At 66.7% G+C, this 19,541-nt stretch carries 16 protein-coding genes, 1 tRNA gene and 2 pseudogenes; 10 read left to right on the forward strand and 9 right to left on the reverse strand.

All coding sequences use genetic code 11. From position 1 onward, the window contains the following. Positions 1-127 precede the first annotated feature (127 nt). Complete coding sequence (grpE, locus tag ACFZAX_RS03980; protein ID WP_390958829.1) at positions 128-766, reverse strand: nucleotide exchange factor GrpE; 639 nt, start codon at positions 764-766, stop codon at positions 128-130. Next, positions 763-2,613, reverse strand: coding sequence for a molecular chaperone DnaK (gene dnaK / locus ACFZAX_RS03985; RefSeq protein ID WP_390958831.1), 1,851 nt, complete (start codon positions 2,611-2,613; stop codon positions 763-765). Before dnaK ends, grpE begins: the two co-directional genes overlap by 4 nt. Positions 2,614-3,098: 485 nt before the next feature. Here dnaK and ACFZAX_RS03990 point away from each other — a divergent pair, with 485 nt between their 5' ends. From ACFZAX_RS03990 to ACFZAX_RS04000, 3 genes are all read left to right on the forward strand, one after another. Next, a complete protein-coding gene (locus ACFZAX_RS03990; protein WP_390958833.1) occupies positions 3,099-3,734 on the forward strand; it encodes a sugar transferase in 636 nt (211 codons plus the stop codon). An 82-nt stretch (positions 3,735-3,816) separates the two neighbouring features. Then, on the forward strand, positions 3,817-6,102 hold the full coding sequence (locus ACFZAX_RS03995) for a heterodisulfide reductase-related iron-sulfur binding cluster (RefSeq protein WP_390958835.1): 2,286 nt from the start codon (positions 3,817-3,819) through the stop codon (positions 6,100-6,102). A 316-nt stretch (positions 6,103-6,418) separates the two neighbouring features. Next, positions 6,419-7,378 carry a YIP1 family protein gene (locus ACFZAX_RS04000; protein WP_390958837.1) on the forward strand — a complete coding sequence of 320 codons (960 nt, stop codon included), beginning with the start codon at positions 6,419-6,421 and terminating at the stop codon, positions 7,376-7,378. A gap of 73 nt (positions 7,379-7,451) precedes the next feature. Here the strand turns inward: ACFZAX_RS04000 and ACFZAX_RS04005 are convergent, their stop codons facing one another. Next, on the reverse strand, positions 7,452-7,955 hold the full coding sequence (locus ACFZAX_RS04005; RefSeq protein WP_390958839.1) for a phosphoribosyltransferase family protein: 504 nt from the start codon (positions 7,953-7,955) through the stop codon (positions 7,452-7,454). A gap of 62 nt (positions 7,956-8,017) precedes the next feature. Beyond that, positions 8,018-8,593 (reverse strand): dCTP deaminase, encoded by a 576-nt coding sequence (gene dcd, locus ACFZAX_RS04010; protein WP_390958841.1) that lies wholly within the window; start codon positions 8,591-8,593, stop codon positions 8,018-8,020. A 672-nt stretch (positions 8,594-9,265) separates the two neighbouring features. Here dcd and ACFZAX_RS04015 point away from each other — a divergent pair. After that, a tRNA-Gly gene (locus ACFZAX_RS04015) sits at positions 9,266-9,336 on the forward strand. A 58-nt stretch (positions 9,337-9,394) separates the two neighbouring features. Here ACFZAX_RS04015 and ACFZAX_RS04020 read toward each other — a convergent pair. Both ACFZAX_RS04020 and ACFZAX_RS04025 read right to left on the reverse strand, forming a co-directional pair. Next, on the reverse strand, positions 9,395-9,952 hold the full coding sequence (locus ACFZAX_RS04020) for a flavoprotein (RefSeq protein ID WP_390958843.1): 558 nt from the start codon (positions 9,950-9,952) through the stop codon (positions 9,395-9,397). Next, positions 9,949-11,211: a helix-turn-helix domain-containing protein gene (locus tag ACFZAX_RS04025; protein ID WP_390958844.1), complete on the reverse strand. Its 1,263-nt coding sequence runs from the start codon at positions 11,209-11,211 to the stop codon at positions 9,949-9,951. Before ACFZAX_RS04025 ends, ACFZAX_RS04020 begins: the two co-directional genes overlap by 4 nt. A 178-nt stretch (positions 11,212-11,389) precedes the next feature. Here ACFZAX_RS04025 and ACFZAX_RS04030 point away from each other — a divergent pair, with 178 nt between their 5' ends. Together ACFZAX_RS04030 and ACFZAX_RS04035 are read left to right on the forward strand one after the other, a co-directional pair. After that, entirely contained in the window at positions 11,390-11,830 is a 441-nt protein-coding gene (locus ACFZAX_RS04030; RefSeq protein WP_390958846.1) for an ATP-binding protein, read from the forward strand. Between the two features lie 2 nt (positions 11,831-11,832). Then, positions 11,833-12,177, forward strand: coding sequence for a hypothetical protein (locus tag ACFZAX_RS04035; RefSeq protein ID WP_390958848.1), 345 nt, complete (start codon positions 11,833-11,835; stop codon positions 12,175-12,177). A 531-nt stretch (positions 12,178-12,708) separates the two neighbouring features. Here the strand turns inward: ACFZAX_RS04035 and ACFZAX_RS04040 are convergent. Next, positions 12,709-15,147 carry a restriction endonuclease gene (locus tag ACFZAX_RS04040; RefSeq protein ID WP_390958850.1) on the reverse strand — a complete coding sequence of 813 codons (2,439 nt, stop codon included), beginning with the start codon at positions 15,145-15,147 and terminating at the stop codon, positions 12,709-12,711. A 585-nt stretch (positions 15,148-15,732) separates the two neighbouring features. Here ACFZAX_RS04040 and ACFZAX_RS04045 point away from each other — a divergent pair. Continuing rightward, a complete protein-coding gene (locus ACFZAX_RS04045) occupies positions 15,733-16,962 on the forward strand; it encodes a helix-turn-helix domain-containing protein (RefSeq protein WP_390958852.1) in 1,230 nt (409 codons plus the stop codon). A gap of 128 nt (positions 16,963-17,090) precedes the next feature. Beyond that, positions 17,091-17,243 (forward strand): annotated as a pseudogene (locus tag ACFZAX_RS04050) (transposase); the annotation flags it as partial. Here the strand turns inward: ACFZAX_RS04050 and ACFZAX_RS04055 are convergent. Both ACFZAX_RS04055 and ACFZAX_RS04060 read right to left on the reverse strand, forming a co-directional pair. After that, entirely contained in the window at positions 17,202-17,819 is a 618-nt protein-coding gene (locus tag ACFZAX_RS04055; RefSeq protein WP_390958853.1) for a GNAT family N-acetyltransferase, read from the reverse strand. The pseudogene ACFZAX_RS04050 and the gene ACFZAX_RS04055 overlap by 42 nt on opposite strands. 23 nt (positions 17,820-17,842) lie before the next feature. Then, positions 17,843-18,106, reverse strand: a complete 264-nt coding sequence (locus ACFZAX_RS04060; protein WP_390958855.1) for a hypothetical protein — start codon at positions 18,104-18,106, stop codon at positions 17,843-17,845. 77 nt (positions 18,107-18,183) lie between these two features. Between ACFZAX_RS04060 and ACFZAX_RS04065 the strand changes: the two genes are divergently transcribed. Together ACFZAX_RS04065 and ACFZAX_RS04070 are read left to right on the forward strand one after the other, a co-directional pair. After that, entirely contained in the window at positions 18,184-18,960 is a 777-nt protein-coding gene (locus ACFZAX_RS04065) for a hypothetical protein (protein WP_390958857.1), read from the forward strand. A gap of 128 nt (positions 18,961-19,088) precedes the next feature. Further along, a pseudogene (locus tag ACFZAX_RS04070) lies at positions 19,089-19,460 on the forward strand (hypothetical protein); the annotation flags it as partial. Positions 19,461-19,541 lie beyond the last annotated feature (81 nt).

Raw genomic sequence — 19,541 nt, forward strand, 5'->3', positions numbered from 1 at the left:
CATGTCCGGCTCACGGGGTGCGCTGTCGCTCCCCGGTCGACGCCGGTTCCTGGACAAGGCCCTGGCGGCCGGCCCTGGGGCCGGCCGCCCGGCCGGTCGGTGTGCGACCGGGTGGTCCGACGTGATGTCAGACCTCCGTAGCTCCACCGCTCTCCTCGTCGTCTGCCTTCTCCTCCTTCGCCGCGGCGGGCGTGGCGCCCGGCTGCGGCTCCGCGACGGCCACCCGCGCGGGGCGGATGGTGCGCTCCCCGAAGCGGTACCCCGGCTGCAGGATCGCCACGCAGGTCGTCTCCGTGACGTCCGGCGCGTAGCTGTGCATCAGGGCTTCGTGGATCGTCGGGTCGAAGGGCTCGCCCTCCTCGCCGAACTGCTGGAGACCCAGCTTGGTGACGATCGACTCCAGGGAGTCGGCCACCGACTTGAAGCCGCCGACGAGCTCACCGTGCTCGCGGGCCCGGCCGACGTCGTCGAGGACGGGGAGGAGCTCGGTCAGGAGGTTCGCCGAGGCGATCTCCTTCACCGTGACCCGGTCCCGCTCGACGCGGCGACGGTAGTTCTGGTACTCGGCCTGAAGCCGCTGGAGGTCCGCGGTGCGCTCGGCGAGCGCCGTGCGTACCTGGTCCAGCTGCGCGGTCAGACCTGCGGTCTGGTCAGCGTCCCCGGCCGGGGCCGCCTCCTCGGAGGCGGCCTTCGGCTCGGCGTCGTCGTCGGTGGCGCCGGAGGGGACGTCGGGCTTCTCCTCGAAGCCCGGGGTCTCCTCCGTCACGCCGCACCGCCCTTGCTGTCCTTCTCGTCGTCCACGATCTCGGCGTCGACGACGTCGTCGTCGGCCGGACGGGCCTGCTCCGCACCGGGCTCACCGGCGGCCGCACCGTCGGCCTGGGTGTTGGCGTACATCGCCTGGCCCAGCTTCTGGGAGACGGCGGCGACCTTCTCGGTGGCCGTACGGATCTCGGCGGTGTCCTCGCCCTTGAGCTTCTCCTTCAGCTCGACGATCGCGGTCTCCACCTCCGTCTTGACGTCGCCGGGGACCTTGTCCTCGTTGTCCTTGAGGAACTTCTCCGTCTGGTAGACGAGCTGCTCGCCCTGGTTGCGCGACTCGGCGGCCTCACGGCGACGGTGGTCCTCGTCGGCGTACTGCTCGGCCTCTTCGCGCATCCGGTTGACCTCGTCCTTCGGCAGCGAGGAGCCACCGGTGACGGTCATCTTCTGCTCCTTGCCGGTGCCGAGGTCCTTGGCTCCGACGTGCATGATGCCGTTGGCGTCGATGTCGAAGGTGACCTCGATCTGCGGCACGCCGCGCGGGGCCGGCGGCAGACCCGTCAGCTCGAACATCCCGAGCTTCTTGTTGTACGCCGCGATCTCGCGCTCGCCCTGGTAGACCTGGATCTGCACGGAGGGCTGGTTGTCCTCGGCGGTGGTGAAGATCTCGGACCGCTTGGTCGGGATCGTCGTGTTCCGCTCGATGAGCTTGGTCATGATGCCGCCCTTGGTCTCGATACCGAGGGACAGCGGGGTGACGTCGAGGAGCAGGACGTCCTTGACCTCACCCTTCAGGACACCGGCCTGGAGCGAGGCGCCGATGGCGACGACCTCGTCCGGGTTCACGCCCTTGTTGGCGTCCTGGCCACCGGTCAGCTCCTTGACGAGCTCGGCGACGGCCGGCATACGGGTCGAGCCACCGACGAGAACGACGTGGTCGATCTCGGAGAGCGCGATGCCCGCGTCCTTGATGACGTTGTGGAACGGGCTCTTGCACCGGTCCAGCAGGTCGGCGGTCAGCTGCTGGAACTGGGAGCGCGTGAGCTTCTCGTCCAGGTGCAGCGGGCCCTCGGCGGACGCCGTGATGTAGGGCAGGTTGATCGTGGTCTCGGTCGAGGACGAGAGCTCGATCTTCGCCTTCTCCGCGGCCTCGCGGAGACGCTGGAGAGCCATCTTGTCCTTGGACAGGTCCACGCCGTGGCCGTTGGCGAACTGCTTCACCAGGTGGTCGACGACGCGCTGGTCCCAGTCGTCACCACCGAGGTGGTTGTCACCGTTGGTGGCCTTCACCTCGACGACGCCGTCACCGATCTCCAGGAGCGACACGTCGAAGGTGCCGCCACCGAGGTCGAAGACGAGGATCGTCTGGTCGTCCTTGTCGAGGCCGTACGCCAGCGCGGCGGCGGTCGGCTCGTTGACGATGCGCAGGACGTTGAGGCCCGCGATCTCACCGGCCTCCTTCGTCGCCTGACGCTCGGAGTCGTTGAAGTACGCCGGGACGGTGATGACCGCGTCGGTCACCTTCTCGCCCAGGTACGCCTCGGCGTCGCGCTTCAGCTTCTGCAGGATGAAGGCGCTCATCTGCTGCGGGTTGAAGGACTTGCCGTCGAGGTCGATCTTCCAGTCAGTGCCCATGTGGCGCTTGACGGAGCGGATGGTCCTGTCGACGTTGGTGACGGCCTGACGCTTGGCCACCTCGCCGACGAGCACCTCGCCGTTCTTCGCGAAGGCGACGACGGACGGCGTGGTCCTGGCGCCTTCGGCGTTGGTGATGACGGTGGGCTCGCCGCCTTCGAGAACGCTGACGACGGAGTTAGTCGTGCCCAGGTCGATGCCGACCGCACGTGCCATTTCGATTCCTCCTGAAGAACTACTTGAGCGGATCTGACTCAAGGATGCATGACACCCGCCAAAGAGTCAACAGACCTGAGTCGTGCCGACTCAACTTAAGTGCCGCCCCCCGACGCCACACGGTGAAACCGCAGCTCAACACGGGTTCGCACCCCTCCGCCGCCCCGGACGGACGCCCCGGGCGCACCCCGCGCACCGCTCGCGCGACACGATCCCCACCGCCGCCGCACCCCTCGGCGAGACACGCAGAACGCGGCGCGCTCCACTCCCCCCGTCCCACCATCGCACCGTGGGATTGTTCTGTCACAAAATGCCGTGAGCCGGTCAAAACGCACCGGCCCCGGCCCCCACCGAACTCCGAACCCCGGGCGGGCGCGATGCGGAACGCGAGGCAGCGGCGCTACAGACGAAGCGGCGGCGCATGGTGGCAGTCACTCCAGCCGGTCCGGCCCCCGAGGCGGCCCGCCCCATGGCGCCGAAGGCCCGTGGTCACCCCGGCGAACGACGGCGTACGGCCACCGGACCCGACCCTGCCCCCCGCCGACGGGGCCAAACGACTCCTGGACGTGACCCTCGGCTCGGCCCTGCTGCTCCTGGCGGCCCCCGTCCTGCTGGCCGCCGCCCTCGCCCTCGCCGTACAGCACGGCCCGCACCAGGTGTTCGACGGGCGCACCCGGGCGGGGCTCGGCGGACGCCTGTTCGTCCTGCGCTCGCTGCGCACCCGGCGGCTGCGGCTCGACGTGGTCTCCCGGCTGGCGCACGTCGTACGCGGAGAGCTGTCGCTCGTCGGTCCGGCGCCGCTCGCGCCGGACGATCCACGGCTCCTGGACGGCGGGCCGCGCCGCTGGCGGCTGGAGCTGCGCCCCGGGCTGACCGGGCTCGCGCAGGTGCGCGCCCGCTCGGGGATGCCGTGGGACGAGACGGCCCTGCTCGACCTGCACTACGCCCAGACCCTGGCCCGGAGCCGTACCCAAATCCAGCGAATCAGGCTCGATCTGGCAATCCTGGCGGAATCCGTGCACACTCCTGTGCGCGCGACTCTCCGCGGAACGGCCCGCCGGGCCAAGGGTGGCCTGAGCGACACAGATCACCGCCTGCCCGGCTACAGCCCACTGGAATAAGTGGATAGGGTCAGCACAGACTGATTAAGTTACTGCTTAGTAGTGTCAAAATCCCACCCTCGCAGGCCCGAGGAGCCCTTACATGCAACTCGCCGCGATCATCGTGTCGCTGGTGCTGACCGTGGTCGGCGTTGCGCTCATTTCCCGAGCCGTCGCGCAGATCTACCGGTTCGTCCGCCTCGGACAGCCGGTCCCCGCGGGCAGCCGCACCGACAACCCCAAGAACCGCACGATCACCCTGGCCAAGGAGTTCGTCGGCCACACCCGGATGAACCGGTGGGGCATCGTCGGCGTCGCGCACTGGTTCGTCGCCGTCGGCTTCCTGACCCTGGGCCTGACCATCGTCACGGCCTACGGACAGCTGTTCAAGGCCGACTGGGTGCTCCCCGTCCTCGGCGGCTGGCTGCCGTACGAGGCGTACACGGAGTTCATCGCGCTCGCGACCACGGTGGGCATCCTCGTCCTCATCGCGATCCGCCAGCTCAACCTGCCGAGCCGCCCGGGCCGCAAGTCCCGCTTCGCGGGCTCCAAGATGGGCCAGGCGTACTTCGTCGAGGCGGTCATCCTCGTCATCGGCCTCGCGATCATGACCCTGCGCGGACTCGAGGGCGCCCTGCACCACGTGGACGGCTACGAGGCCGCGTACTTCGCCTCGTACCCCCTGGTCGCCGCCTTCAAGGGGCTCAGCCTCTCCACGCTGCAGAACCTGGTGTACCTCACCGCGATGATCAAGCTCGGCGTCACCATGGGCTGGGCCATCACCGTCGGGCTCAACACCAACATGGGTGTCGCCTGGCACCGCTTCCTCGCCTTCCCGAACATCTGGTTCAAGCGGAACGCGGACGGCGCCGTCGCGCTCGGCGAGCTCAAGCCGATGACCAGCGGCGGCAAGGAGATCGACTTCGAGGACCCGGGCGAGGACGACGTCTTCGGCGTCTCCCAGGTCGAGCAGTTCTCCTGGAAGGGCATCCTCGACTTCTCCACCTGCACCGAGTGCGGCCGCTGCCAGTCGCAGTGCCCCGCCTGGAACACCGGCAAGCCGCTCTCCCCGAAGCTCCTCATCATGTCCCTGCGCGACCACGCGCACGCCAAGGCGCCGTACCTGCTGGCCGGCGGCGGCAAGGACATGGAAGGCAACGAGAAGGCGACCGAGGAGCAGCTCAAGGACGTCCCGGCGGCGGCTCTCGCCGAGGCCGAGCGCCCGCTGATCGGCACCGCCGGGGCTGTGTCCGACAGTGGCTTCGCCACGGGCGGCGTCATCGACCCGGACGTCCTCTGGTCCTGCACCACCTGCGGCGCCTGCGTCGAGCAGTGCCCGGTCGACATCGAGCACATCGACCACATCGTCGACATGCGCCGCTACCAGGTGATGATCGAGTCCGCGTTCCCGTCCGAGGCGGGCACGATGCTCAAGAACCTGGAGAAGAAGGGCAACCCCTGGGGGCTCGCCAAGAAGCAGCGCGTCGAGTGGACCAAGGAAGTCGACTTCGAGGTCCCGATCGTCGGCAAGGACGTCGAGGACCTCACCGAGGTCGACTACCTCTACTGGGTCGGCTGCGCAGGCGCCCTGGAGGACCGGGCGAAGAAGACCACCAAGGCCTTCGCCGAGCTGCTCCACATCGCGGGCGTGAAGTTCGCGATCATGGGCGGCGACGAGAAGTGCACCGGTGACTCCGCCCGCCGCCTCGGCAACGAGCCGCTCTTCCAGCAGCTCGGCCAGGAGAACGTCGCGATGCTGAACATGGCGTTCGGCGAGGACGATGACGACGACTCGACCAAGAAGGCGAAGGCGACGAAGAAGATCGTCGCCACCTGCCCGCACTGCTTCAACACCATCGCCAACGAGTACCCGCAGCTCGGCGGCGAGTACGAGGTCATCCACCACACCCAGCTGCTCCAGCACCTGGTGGACGAGGGCAAGCTCGTGCCGGTGACCCCGGTCGAGGGCCTGATCACCTACCACGACCCCTGCTACCTGGGCCGTCACAACAAGGTCTACACACCGCCGCGCGAGATCATCAAGAGCGTTCCGGGCCTGCGGAACGAGGAGATGCACCGTCACAAGGAGCGCGGCTTCTGCTGCGGCGCCGGCGGCGCGCGGATGTGGATGGAGGAGCGGATCGGCAAGCGCATCAACAACGAGCGCGTCGACGAGGCCCTCTCCCTCAACCCGGACATCGTCTCGACGGCCTGCCCGTTCTGCCTCGTCATGCTGACCGACTCGGTCAACGGCAAGAAGAACGACGGCAAGGCCAAGGAGTCGATCCAGGTCGTCGACGTCTCGCAGCTCCTCCTGGAGTCCGTGAAGAAGCCCGTCGAACCGGAGCCGGAGCCCGAGCCGGAACCCGCGCCGGAACCGGCCGCGTAACCGCCCCGCGCAGGGGCATCCCGCTCAGGGGGCACCCCGCGCACGGGGAAACGCGCACGGGGAAACGCGCCACCCGCACCACCCGCACAGCGAGAAGCGGTCGGACCTGCCTCGGGGGCAGGACCGGCCGCTTTTCGCGCACCATCCCTCGATTTCACCCGTACGGGCATCCGATTTCACCCGCGCCGGTGGCCGCCTTCACCCGTACGGGGCGGCGGCCGGACTCCCGTACGGGATGTCACAGCTCAGCCGCAAAGCCGTCCCGGTCCCCCCGCACCCTCACCGGGCGCCCCGCGGACCAGGTACGTTCGATCACGTGGCTGGATTCAGGATCGGACGCGGCCGGGACAACCGCACCCCGCAACAACCGCAGCAAGCGCGAAACCCGCAGCAGCGGCAGTCGTACGGAGGGCAGGCACCACAGCCGCCGTACGGCGGTCAGCAGTGGCCGCAGGCGGGCGGCAGCCCCGCCCCGCCGCAGTACGGTGCGCCGCGCGCGACCCCGTACGGCGACGGCAGCGGCTACACCTCCGCGCCCCGCGGCAACGACGGACGCGGTCAGCAGCCGGGCGGGCACGGTGAGCCGGAGTACTTCGGCGACCCGTACCAGGAGCCCCCGCGCCACGACCCGTACGCGAACAACCCCGGGCACACGCAGGCGTTCAGCATCGGCGACGACCCGTACACCGACGGCGGCACCTACCAGGCGGGCAGCGCCCCGGCCCAGCCGGCCGGCCCCCGCCTGGGCTGGAAGGACCTGCTCTCCGGGATCGTGCTGCGGCCGGGCGCGACGTTCTGGCAGATGCGGGACTACCCCGTCTGGGGCCCCGCCCTGATCGTCACCTTCGTCTACGGGCTGCTGGCGCTGTTCGGCTTCGACCAGGCCCGCGAAGAGGCCATCAACGCCACCATCTCCACCGCGGTCCCGTACGTCCTCTTCACCGGGGTCGGCTTCGTCATCGGCGGACTGGTCCTCGGCGCGGTGACCCACACGCTGGCCCGCCAGCTCGGCGGCGACGGAGCCTGGCAGCCCACCGTGGGCCTCTCCATGCTGATCATGTCGATCACCGACGCCCCACGGCTGATCTTCGCCCTCTTCCTGGGCGGCGAGAACTCGTTCGTCCAGATCGTCGGCTGGATCACCCTGCTGGCCGCCGGAGCGCTCTTCACCTCGATGGTGAGCAAGTCCCACGACCTGCCGTGGCCCAAGGCCCTGGGCGCCTCGGCGATCCAGCTGATCGGCCTGCTCTCCATCCTCAAGCTCGGCACCATCTGAGCCGTACGCGTACGACGAGGGGCCCGGACCGCTGCTGAGCGGTCCGGGCCCCTCGTCATGCGTGGGTGACTTCTCAGGAGTCGAGGACCTGCCCCGTACGCCGCACCACGGGCTTCTCGACGCTCCACGGGAAGTTGATCCAGCGGTCGGTCCTCTTCCACACGTATTCACACGTCACGAGCGACTGCGGCTTCTCGTAGATGACCGCGCTGCGGACCTCGGCGACGTGGTCCAGGCAGAAGTCGCGGACCAGCTTCAGCGTCTTGCCGGTGTCGGCGACGTCGTCGGCGATCAGAACCTTCTTGCGCGTGAAGTCCACGACGTTCGGGACCGGCGCCAGCATGACCGGCATCTCCAGGGTGGTGCCCACGCCGGTGTAGAACTCCACGTTCACCAGGTGGATGTTCTTGCAGTCCAGCGCGTACGCCAGACCGCCGGCCACGAACACACCGCCCCGCGCGATGCTCAGCACCACGTCGGGCTCGTACCCGTCGTCGGCGACCGCCTGGGACAGCTCGCGCACGGCGAGCCCGAACCCCTCGTAAGTCAGGTTCTCCCGGTCCTCGGCAGTTGCCATGCCCGTCACCTCGACGTCCTTCGTGCGTGTCGGACCTGGGTCCTACGGGTGAGCCCCACGTCTCAGACCTGGGTCCGGTGGAAGTTCAGGTACGAACGCGAGGCCGTCGGGCCGCGCTGCCCCTGGTAACGCGAGCCGTACCGCTCCGAACCGTAGGGGAACTCCGACGGCGAGGTCAGCCGGAACATGCACAGCTGCCCGATCTTCATCCCCGGCCACAGCTTTATCGGCAGCGTCGCCAGATTCGACAGCTCCAGCGTCACGTGCCCCGAGAACCCGGGGTCGATGAACCCGGCGGTGGAGTGCGTCACCAGCCCGAGCCGCCCGAGCGAGCTCTTGCCCTCCAGCCGCGAGGCCAGGTCGTCCGGCAGCGTCACGACCTCGTACGTCGACGCGAGCACGAACTCACCGGGATGCAGGATGAACGGCTCGTCCCCCTCCGGCTCGACCGTCCGGGTCAGGTCGGGCTGCTCGACGGCGGGGTCGATGTGGGGGTAGCGGTGGTTCTCGAACACCCGGAAGTAGCGGTCCAGCCGCACATCGATGCTCGAGGGCTGAACCATCGACGGATCGAACGGGTCGATACGGACCCGACCGCTGTCGATCTCGTTCCGGAGGTCTTTGTCAGAGAGAAGCACGATCCGAGGATACGCAGAACGCGCGAGCCCGCCCCAACCGGACCGCACCCGCGCGCCTGCCCTCACCACCGACGACGGCCTCCGCCGCCCTGCGCTACGCCTCCCGGATACCTCTTCCGGCTACCGCCTCGCCGCGACCACCGGCACCGAGCTCCTCAGCCGCGCACACCGCGGGCACCGGATCAGCCGCCCGGGCCCGATCCGGTCCGGCCCGAGCTGCTGCATCGGGAACGACGAGGTGGCGAACACGTGCCCCTCCGCGCAACGGACGACGGTGCGCTCCACCGACTCCACGACCCTGAGCGACGACTCCGCCTGCGTCCGTGACTCCACTGCCCTCAACGACTCCATCAAGTCCCTTCCCCAACCAACCGGCCTCGAACGAGAAAGCCACACATTAGGGGATGAACAGGACCCACTCCACCCGCCGCTCCACACGGCAGTCCACACACGGTTCCCAGCGGTTCCACACGCGGTTCCACACGCGGCTCCACTCCAACCTACGCCCCCAACTCCCGCCCACCGCACCCCCGTCACCCCCACACCCCGAGCCCGCCCACCCCACACCCCGACAAGCCCCCCGAAACACCGAAAGGGCCCGCGACGAATTCGCCGGGGCCCTGCCATGAGGTACAGTGTGCGAGCATGCACAGCCGATCATCGGTGCGCGCTGCGGGTGTAGTTTAATGGTAGAACATGAGCTTCCCAAGCTCAGAGCGCGAGTTCGATTCTCGTCACCCGCTCTTCTCTTGAAGCCCCAGGTCACTGACCCGGGGCTTCTTCGTTTTCGGACAACCACGATCACTGCCTGGCAGCCACCACAGGGGTGAGCAGGTCGAGTGCTTCCTCCCAGAGGTAGCGGTCCGCCCCGCCACCCGCCTTGGGGCGGTGGGGCTCGTAGGAACCGATCAGGACGCCCATCGCGCGCAGCTTCTGCAGGCTCTCGGCGTACGCGGGGTGGGCGGCCTGGGCGGAGTTCACGTACGGCAGGGCGGCGGTCGGGATGCCGAGGCCATACGACTCGCAGAGGATGCCCAACGCCAGAGTGTCGGAGATACCGGCCGCCCACTTGTTGATCGTGTTGAACGTCGCCGGGACGACGGCGATCGCGTCCGGGGCCGGGAGAGGCTGCGGAGCACCGGGAGAACGCCATGCCGATCGAATCGGGTACCCGGTCAGCACCTCGACCGCCTCCGCGTCGATGAAGCCCAGGCCCTGCGGGGTGGCGACGACGCCCACGCCCCAACCTGCCTCCTGCGCCGCCGCGATCAGGCGGCCGACGTCACCCGCGATGCCCGACCCACACACGACGATGTAAAGAAAGGGCTTCCTGGCCTGCTGGTCGGGCTGCTCACTCACGCGGGGACTCCCAGTCGACGGCTGAACGAGTGCAGTTCGGGCAGCGTACGACGACGGTCACGAGCAGCCATGTCCGCGACCAGCTCCCGGACGGCCGGGCGGCGAACGTCCTGCGCCGCGCAACTCTCGGCGATGCGGAGCGCCTGGTACCCCTGGTCCAGACGGCCCTGCTGGCTGTACGCGCGAGCCGTCTCGACCCAGAGAGCAGCCCGTCGCTCGGGGGCGGGAATGTGCCGTCGCATGAGAGGGCGCGCGGCCTCCAGGGCAAGCCCGGCGTCACCGAGGGCCACTGCGGCGCTGACGCCGTGGAGGCTGACGTTCGTCGGGCTGAAGTTGGCCCAGGCGTCGGAGTGGTCAAGGGTGACGAAACGCGAGACCTCCTTGGCCTCCGTGAGGAAGTCGCGGGTGGCCGAGCGGTCGCCCGCGCTGCTCGCGGCGGTGACGCCACGCAGCAGAAGCAGGCCGAGCGCGGCCAGGTAGCGCGGTGGCCGCTGGTCGTAGGCGCCGGTGAGCTGGTCGGCAGTGTGCCGAACCAGGGTGATGGCCTGGGACATGTGCTTCTCGCGGGCGAGCAGGTGTGCGTGGACGCGAACGCTGGAAGCCAGGACGACCGGGTCACCGCTGCGTTCCGCCTCGGCCATCGCGCGCCCGACCGCCAGCCACGCGTTGCCCTGATCGCCGAGCTTGAGAAGCAGACTGGCAGAGGTCTGGTAAGCGGTGGCCAGCAGAGCCGTCGCCTCGTCCGAACCAGTCGCAGCGTGACGGAGATCCGTGATCAGAGCGGGGAGAGTTCGCTCCAGATCCGTGTAGTCGCAGGCGTAGAGAAGACGACGAACGTCCGATACACGTTCGCCGAGTTGGGAGAGGTCTTGCGTCTCGCCCCCTGCCGGAGGGAACGGCCCGGGGAGGAGTGCGTGCACAAGCGCGCCGTAGCCGTGGGACGAGGAAGGCGGCGTTGCGAGCGTGGCCAAGCTGGTGGCGAGAAAGGTGCGGCGATGCATGTTGTCTGTCTCGGTGTGGGAGTCGCTGGCATCGGGGAGGTCGGCCAGACCGACGGAGGTTAAGGGGATACCCAACTCCCGTGCGATGGAACGCAATACCTGGGAGTCCTCGGTGCCCTTCCCCTGTTCAAGTCGGCTCACCTTCGACTGGTGATAGCCGAGCGCGGCAGCAACGTCCGTCTGGGACCGCTTGGCGAGCACACGCGCTCGGCGGAGCACCTCGCCGAGCCGTCTCGCCTCGTCGTGCGCATCGGTCATCTGTGTCACGGCCCCTTTCGCCGCGCCCGATCCTGCCTTCTCAACCGAGCCTAAGTCACCGCGCACTTGGCGGTCATGCAGCTACTGCATGAGCCATGCGGAGCGGGCAGCCGGGCAATCCCGCTCACCGCCCCGGACGGTTCTCTGGTCAGGCCGCACTCGACCGGGAGGCACTCCTGTGGAACCGCTTCGCTTCAGCTTTTCCGTAGCCGGCACGCCGCACGCCGTCACGGACTCCAGACACCGGGTCGTCGCAGGGGTTCGTGACTGGCGGCTGAATGACGCCGACGAGGTGCTGGACGACGTGGCGCTGGTGACCAGCGAGCTGCTGACCAACGCCGTACGTCATGCCGGACACGGCCCCATCTCGGTGGCCGCGGAGCTGAACGACGGCCGGGTGCGCATCGAGGTCTGCGACTCCAGTCCCGTACTTCCGAAGGCCGGCCTGCCCGGTGCGGATGACGAGACCGGACGCGGCCTGCCCATCGTGGCGGCGCTGGCCGCCCGTCACGACGTCGAGGCGACCGCTTCCGGGAAGCGGTGCTGGGCCGAGATCGCGGTGCCCGCGCCGCACGCATGTCCCGACGCGGCCGTACACGCCCTGCTTCCAAGGAGATGACCATGTCCCTCACCGAGATCCCTGCCACCACGGCCGAGGTGATCGCGATCCGTCCCGGCCCGCCGCTCGCCGGGGCCGTGACCGTCGACGGTTCCAAGAACGCCGCTCTGCCGCTCCTCGCCGCGGCTGCGGCCCTGCGTCGGCCGGTACAGCTCAGCAACGTCCCCACCAGCGCGGACGTACAGGCCATGGTCACGCTGGTGCAGCAGGCCGGGCACCGGCTGGCTCGTACGGTCGGCGAACCGAGCACGGTCCTGTTCATGGGCGGCGGCATCGGAACCATCGCCCCGGAGTGGTTCGAGACCGCGGGTCGCATAGGGGACTTTCATCGCCATATTCAAGGATGATCACGGCGCCACGAATGTTCGACATCTCAACCCCCAGGGTGCACAGCGACAGAACGAGCAGTCTTTGTTCCGTCGTGAGATGCTTTTCTCCTATCCGGCGCCCCGGATGCGCAGGGGTTGCGGCGGATCAACTCGTCGTGGACATCCCGCACGTCGTCATCGACCAGCTCGTCCCCGAGCAGCAGCAGGTATAGAACACATACTTCGGTGACGCCGAACCCGTTGCCTTAGGCTGTTGTCTAGACCACCTGTAGGACCCCTGCCCTCCGCGCGGTCACCCGCAGGGCTACGCTCCACTGCCGGGTCCTGCATCGCGAGACCTCCTCCAGCGGGCGCGGGTCAGCGAGTGCACGGTCTCGCTGCCACTCTCTGAAGCTGTAGCCGACTCCTGGCAGGGGTACATCGGGTTCGATGTTGGCGGCGAGCCTGCGCTGGTGCTCCTTGGTGGCCTGCTGATAGATCAGTTGCACCCGCTCGGAGGGCCGGCCGGCCCGGACCATCCGGAGATCTTCCACAACCTCCGGCCCGCCGTTAGGTAAGCGTTTGAAATAGGTCATCGATCGGATCAGTAGGCTGCCCACCAGAGTGAGCATCCCCCTCATTGCGTTCTTCCCTTTCACGCTCACCGGGGTCCGATTCGTCCAACTCTTCGTCGCTGAAATCCAGATCCTGAGCCACTTCGTCTTGAAGCATCGACAGCCGATCTGCAAGAGCGACTGGCTCAATTGATTCATGAAGTTCGAAATCCACCAGCGCCTCCTGAAGCAAGGAAAGTGAATTCTCGCATTCCACAACGTCATTGACCCTCCCGGCCTCCACCGAGTCCCACTTCGGCGCAAAGGAAGAGAAGCACTGTCGGAGTTCTATCTCGCTTCGCTCAGACCAGCGTGAAGGCTTGATGTTGAGTTCCCTAAAGACGGACAGGGCTGCTTGAAAGTGCTCAGGATCTTCTAGGATCTTCAGCAGCCTGGCTGCTGCAATGTCACGAGCCGCAACAACCCGCCCCTCTACGGTCTCGTATCTGGATAGATATCGCATGAGTGGGAATTCGCGCTGCACAAGTCCCACATCTGCCTGAGCTAGACGCTCGGACAGCTCTTGCACGATGCCGACCAGGGAATCCTCGCCAAGCAGATTTCGACCATATTTATGGTCAAGAATCAGCATAATAAGATGTCGATTCCTGGCGGAGACCTCGCGTCGAATTGCAATTCCATAATGCCGAGGACTATCCACCCAGGTACACGACTCCACGGATGCCAGTCGAGTCAAAGCAGCCATCAGCACTCTCTGGTGACCAGGAGCGAGCCGAGGAAGCTGCCGGCCCCGCGGCGCCGCCCCAAAGAATGCATCAAATGCGATCCTGATGACTTGAGCATGGGAAGCCTCCCCTAGCTCCCAGAGCGCAAGCGTCTCCGCTTGCTCAAAGAAAAGACAACCGCAGGCCATCTGATGAATTTCATCAGGGTGAGTCGATAGGTACGACGAGATATAGTCGACAAAGGAGGGGTTAGCTAGCTCAATGAGCGGCGCCCGATTTTTTGGGTGAAACCCGTTCACCTGATCATCAAGTGCCATGTTTGCGGTGACCTGAATAAAGGTACCTTCCAGCTTCTTGAGAAGTAGTCGCAACCTATGCAGATCCGTAGGCTGCCCTCTATTAATGTACTCGTAAGAATTTAGTGCACGATGGAGGTCTCTGAGTTCGACGCGCGTACGGATGGTGGCCAGAACCAGCAGCAGACTCCTCTCTGCCACAGACAACTGGCTCTCAAAGATCCTCTCCCACAGCTCGCGGGGATCGTCGAGTGAATTCAGCGCGTATTCAAAGAAAAGTTCATCCTTGACTCCGGAGTTTCCGAAGTTCGTCGTAACAAGCTCGATGATCCTGGGGTTGAAGTTGGCATGCTGAATGACGTCCATATACCTTCTTCCCCGCAAGACTGACTCGCGCGCAACATGAGAGAGCTCAGCGAAGTGAATGTGGTTATAAAAGATTCTGGCTTTTTGTTCCGCAGTGTAATGCGAGAGGTCCAGAATCACCTTGCCATCGACTAGCGCTCGCGAACTCTGTAGGCGCTCGTGGACTTGCCGCGCCTGCTGAAGAATGTACTCGCGCGTGGTCATGATGAGAATTTTATCGTCCACATCACGGATGCGCTCAACCAAACTCGCAATCCGGCCGTCTTCGTTCTTATTCAGGTTGTCGAGCAATGAATTCTGACCCAAGAAATCGTCATACAGGAATACTTGCCTGACTCCCGGTTTCCATACCTTCTCGATGTCCGTCACGTCACTGGAGGCAGAATGAATTTCCCATCCGTCCGACAGAAGTTTGATGAGTAGTGTCTCAGCGAGAGTCGTTTTACCGATTCCTGGCTCTCCAGAAATAACGCAGACATGATGCTCGCCCAGAATCCTCAACGAATCCGAATAGGCTTCGCTATGAACATAAAGCCTGCGCCGCTTGACGATCCGGTCTACGAGTCCCGAGCTCCGCCGATACAGATCAGGGTGGAGTAGATGCCCCAGAACGGCGCTCGAAGTAATCCATAGCTTGAAGTTATTGATCTCCACACGGGGGTGCAGCCTCAGTAGGTTATCGAGATCATCCACGCCCCAAATGTCATCGACTTCCAGCCTGACCCCGGCGAACATGGTTGCGATTTCCTGCTTGTTCTGGCGTGTCAGCGATGCCGAGGTGGCCAAAATGTATCGACACGAAAAACGGTTGCCAATTTTTTTGGCCTCAGCTTCGAGCTGGCCTCTGATTTGAGCAAAAGCGCGCCCCGGCGAATGCTTGCATTGAGCAATGATGGTTTCCTTGCCGTCTCGATGAAGTCGAATATCGACTCCCCCGTCCCGGCCTGGCGGAAACGTCTCCATGCGCGCGCCATGACTTGCCTGGAGGAGATCTCTCACCAAGACTTCGAAATCGTGAGGAGAGAGATCGCTGTAGTTGCGCGCCATACGGCCAGTATCTCTATGATCCCTTGGCGCTGGGCGCTCTTTGCAGAAGATCCGTCTCTGGCCAGCGACGACCAGGGACGCGAACGACTCACAGGCGCGACGTCCTGCCAGCGCCTGCACGCAGCCTGCGCCTACGCGGTGTCTGCACCACGGGTGGTTTCCTGCCCCCCGCTCCGGCAAGCACCTCAGACCGATGACCTGCCGTCGACGTGCCCCATCCGTGCCCTTCAGAACGGAGAACAGCGGTCACGTACGGTCCCCAGCGGATACAGGCGACTACCCCTACTCGCGACAACCGTGCAGGTCAAAGCCATCCCATCCACTCAAACACCCATGATTCCCAAGCTCAGAGCGCGAGTTCGATTCTCGTCACCCGCTCCACGAAGAAGGCCCAGGTCATCGACCGGGGCCTTTCTTGTTGTCTAGACAAGTTGGTGCTGGCGTGCTGGCCCTCCACGGCATGACCGCATTCCTACAGAAACTCGCCCCACGCACACGCGCCGCCCTGGGTACCTTGCTGATGACGAACTTTGCACGGACGTCCCGGCACCGAGCCAGACGCTCCGGCAGCCGGGAGGTGTCCTGATGCTGGAAGAAGCCGAGGAGATCGGTCGGCGTGCTCGCAGAGCGCGACTGCGGTTGGGCATGCCGCAAGCCGATCTGGCGGCAGCCCTGGGCAAGTCGCAGGGCTGGGTGTCCAAGATGGAGCGCGGCCTGATCGAGCTGGACAGGGTCGGGTTGCTCAACCATGTCGCCGCCGAGCTGCACATCCATCCGAACGACCTGATCGGGCGCCCGTACAACAGCTCGCCCGACGACAACCAGTGGCAGATCGCCGCCTCCTCGATCATGCGAGAGCTGCGCCGCTACGACCTCGCGCCCGTCTTCGACGGGGTTCCCCGGCCGACGTCGCAACTGTGGCGTGAGGTGACGCGGTTGCACCGGCTCCGGGACACCGCCTCCAACGTGGCGATCCTCCGCGTCCTGCCGGACCTGTTCCGCGAGGCACGGGCCCTGGCGGAGGAGTCGGACGGCCACGAGCGGGAGGAGGCGTACGCCGTCTACGCGGTGTGCTGCAAGTTCGCGCACACCGCCGCCCACGCCCTCGGGCACCCCGAACTGGTGGCCATGGCGTGCGAGCGGGCGGCGTGGTCGGCCAGGCTTTCCGGAGACCCCGTGCTGCCGGCGGTGGCCGACTGGATGCGGGTCTGGGACATGTGGGCCACGGCCGACTGGGCCGACGCGCTCGCGCTCTCGGACAAGGCGATCACCTCGGTGCAGCAGCCGTACGAGGGCGGTGATCCGCTGGCCGTGCGGGCTTGGGGCACACTGCAACTGCGAGCAGCGGTCTCCGCGGCCCGAGCCGGCCGTTCCTCGGAGGCCGAGGAACGGATCGGCTACGCGAAGGATGCCGCCGAGCGCATGGACGCGTACGTCGGCGCACCGGTCTACGACCGGCACTCGCTGACGTTCTCCGCAGGGAACGTTCAGATCCACGCGATCAGCGTGGCGCTGGAGATGGGCAAGCAGAGCCAGGCGCTGGAGATAAACCGCCGCACCAGCCCGATGCTGGTGGGGGCGCTTCCCAACTCCCGTCAGGGACACCACCACATGGACGTCGCGCGAGCATGGCTGTGGGACGGGAACCGCGACAAGGCCCTGGCCGAGCTGGAGACAGCGGAGCGGATCGCGCCCCAGCTCGTACGTAACCACCCCATCGCCCGCTCCACGCTCCGCAGCATCGCCCACGCCGAACGAGCCGCCACCCGGGAGAAGTTGCGACGCATGTCCGACCGCTTCCACCTGGACGGATAGGAGTCGTATTCCTCCCGCTCATATTCGAGGGCTCGCGCGCTCCCAACTTCGGGGCATGATTGGGCGACGTTCTCCACACCTTCCCTCGCAGGGCGTCGAGTTGGGAATGGCAGCTCCGTTCCTTCTGTCTGACCGGACGGCGCGATGCGCTGTTCGAGCTGAGTGATGCCCTGCTGTGCGCGGATGGTCCGGTGAGGACCTTGGTCGAGCTGTCGTTGGAGCCTGAGCACCGGCGTGGATCACCGGGGTGGGCTCTCCTGCCCGCAGTCCGTGTCGGGCGAGGCGGCGGACGGGCGGCCTTCGGTGTCGATACCATCGATCGGGGACCACTCGTGCTCCAGGATCGAGTAGGTGATCGAGTCGCGCCACGTTCCGCGGACGAAGACATGGTCTCGGATCCGGCCGTCCTCTGACATGCCCGCCCGCAGCAGGGTCCGCGCGGACGCCTCGTTGAGGGGCGAGCGGGCCGCCCAGATGCGGTGAAGCCCGAGTGTCTGGAAGCCGAGGGCGCACAGGAGATTGACGGTCTCCGTACCCAGACCCTTCCCCCACTCGGCCGGGTGCAGGGCGAAGCCGATGGTGGCCGCCTGTTGGGGTTCGGTCGCCAGGCGGGCGTAGCCGACCAAGCGGTGCTCACCGAGCCGGGTGATGGCGAGGCAGTACTCGGTCCTGGGGGTGTCTCTGGCGGCGGCGATGGACCGGTCGACAATCGCCTGGACCTGCTCGGTGGTACGGGGCTCGAAGCTGAGGTGCCGGGTGGCCTCGGGGTCGCCGTAGACGGCCAGGAGTGCGCCGGTGTCCTCGGGTTCGACTTCGCGCAGGGCCAGGTGGGGTCCGGTCAGGCGGACTTGGGTCATGGGCGCGGAGCCTACCCGCGGGTTCATCGGACGAGGACGGAGGTCGGGGTGGCGGTGAAGGCTTCGATCTCCCCGCGCAGATCGGCCACCGCGCCGACGGTTCGCCGCCCGGAGGCGTGCAGCGCGGCGTGGACGCGCTGCACGCTGCTCGTGATGCCGAAGTTCCTTTGCTCGACGGGGAGGTCGAGCACGGGCCGTACAGCCTCGATGGCGCCCTCGATCTCGCCCCGGGCGATGCGGGCGAGCGCGAGATCGGTCTGCGCGCCGGCCTGTCGCCGAAAGCCCACTCCTCCTCGGCGGCGTTCCGATAGGCGGTGACGGCAGCCTCGGAACGGCTCTCGCCGAGCACAGGATCCTCGCCGAGATGCACGGTGGCCTCGGCTACGTAGTAGAGCTGCCGGGGCTCCGGGAAGGTCATGATGCCGCTGAAGGTGTCGAGGTCGTCGAGTTCGACGGCCGCACGGGCATCCTCGGCCTGCTGAATGGCGGTACGGGTGGCCTCGGCGTCACCGATCAGGGCGTGCGCGCGGGCGGAGAGACAGGTCAGCCAGACGCTGGTCGTGCCACGGACGTCGCCCGCCGCGCTCTGGCCGAGGAGGGCGTAGTCGGCCGCCTCGGCGGGGCGTCCGGCCCAGTAGGAGATGAGCGACTGCAGGGAACGGACCCAGGCGCGCATGGCCTTGTGGTCAGCGTTGTCGGCACACACGAAGGCCGTACGGGCCTGCATCATCGCGGCGCTCGGGTTGCCCAGGTCGTGGCTGGCCTTGGCGAGCATGCCGGACGTGATCCCGGCGAGAAGGTACAGCTCACGGGCCTGCAAGGGCTTGACCCGGCCGTGTTCGAGCAGCCGGAAGGTGAGGTCCTGCACCTCGACCAAGTCGCCGAGCAGCGTCGGCAACGCCAGCCTCGGGTACGCGGCGGTGAGCCGCCGCACTTCGTCATGGATCTGGCCCAGGGTCTCCGGGCCGATGCTGCTGCCCTCTGCCATCGCGGTGAACCGAAGCGCACGACGAGCCGCCATCGCGAACTGCCTTTCCAATTCCGTTGTGCCCGCGTCGAAGCGGGGCTCGCTGCTGAACGGGCCGCCGACAGGCAGCGCCGCTGCCTGCTCGGTCGGGAGAAGGACAGGGGCCGACCGTGACGGCGGGATGACGAGCGAGGGGTCGGACACCGACGTGGTCCGTTCAACTGCCTGCGACGCGGAAGTGAGAAGGAGATCGACGCCGACGCCGAACATCGCTTCCAGCACCCGGCACTGGTCGGGGTAGGGTCAAGGAAGCATTCTGGCGGCCACCCGTCCATACCCGACACGGGTTGGTGTTGTCCCTCGAAGATGTCGTCGGAACCAAGGTCCGCGCGTTGTCCGACCGCGGGCTCGCCAGGGACCTCATCGGCGTACAGGCAGCCGCGAGCCGCTGGAGCCACGTCGAACTCGAAGAGCTCGGACGGCGCCACGCACGCGACTCCTTCGACCTGAGCGACCTTCAAGCGCGACGGGGCGGAGCCGGGATCGACAACACGGAATTCGCCGCCTATGGGCTCGACGAGCAAGCAACCACCGGGCTGCGCCAGTGGGCACAGGAATGGGTCACCGACATCGGCGAACGACTCCAAGAGCTGGAGACTCCAGTCAAAGACTGATGGCCGTGTGAAGAACGGACGCGCTCAGCAAGGGTGTACGTCGGCTACTCAGCCCTCAGCTTGGCGTTTAACGCAGCAGGT

It is taken from the genome of Streptomyces sp. NPDC008125 (assembly GCF_042957125.1).
In the GTDB taxonomy this organism is placed as follows: Bacteria; Actinomycetota; Actinomycetes; order Streptomycetales; family Streptomycetaceae; genus Streptomyces.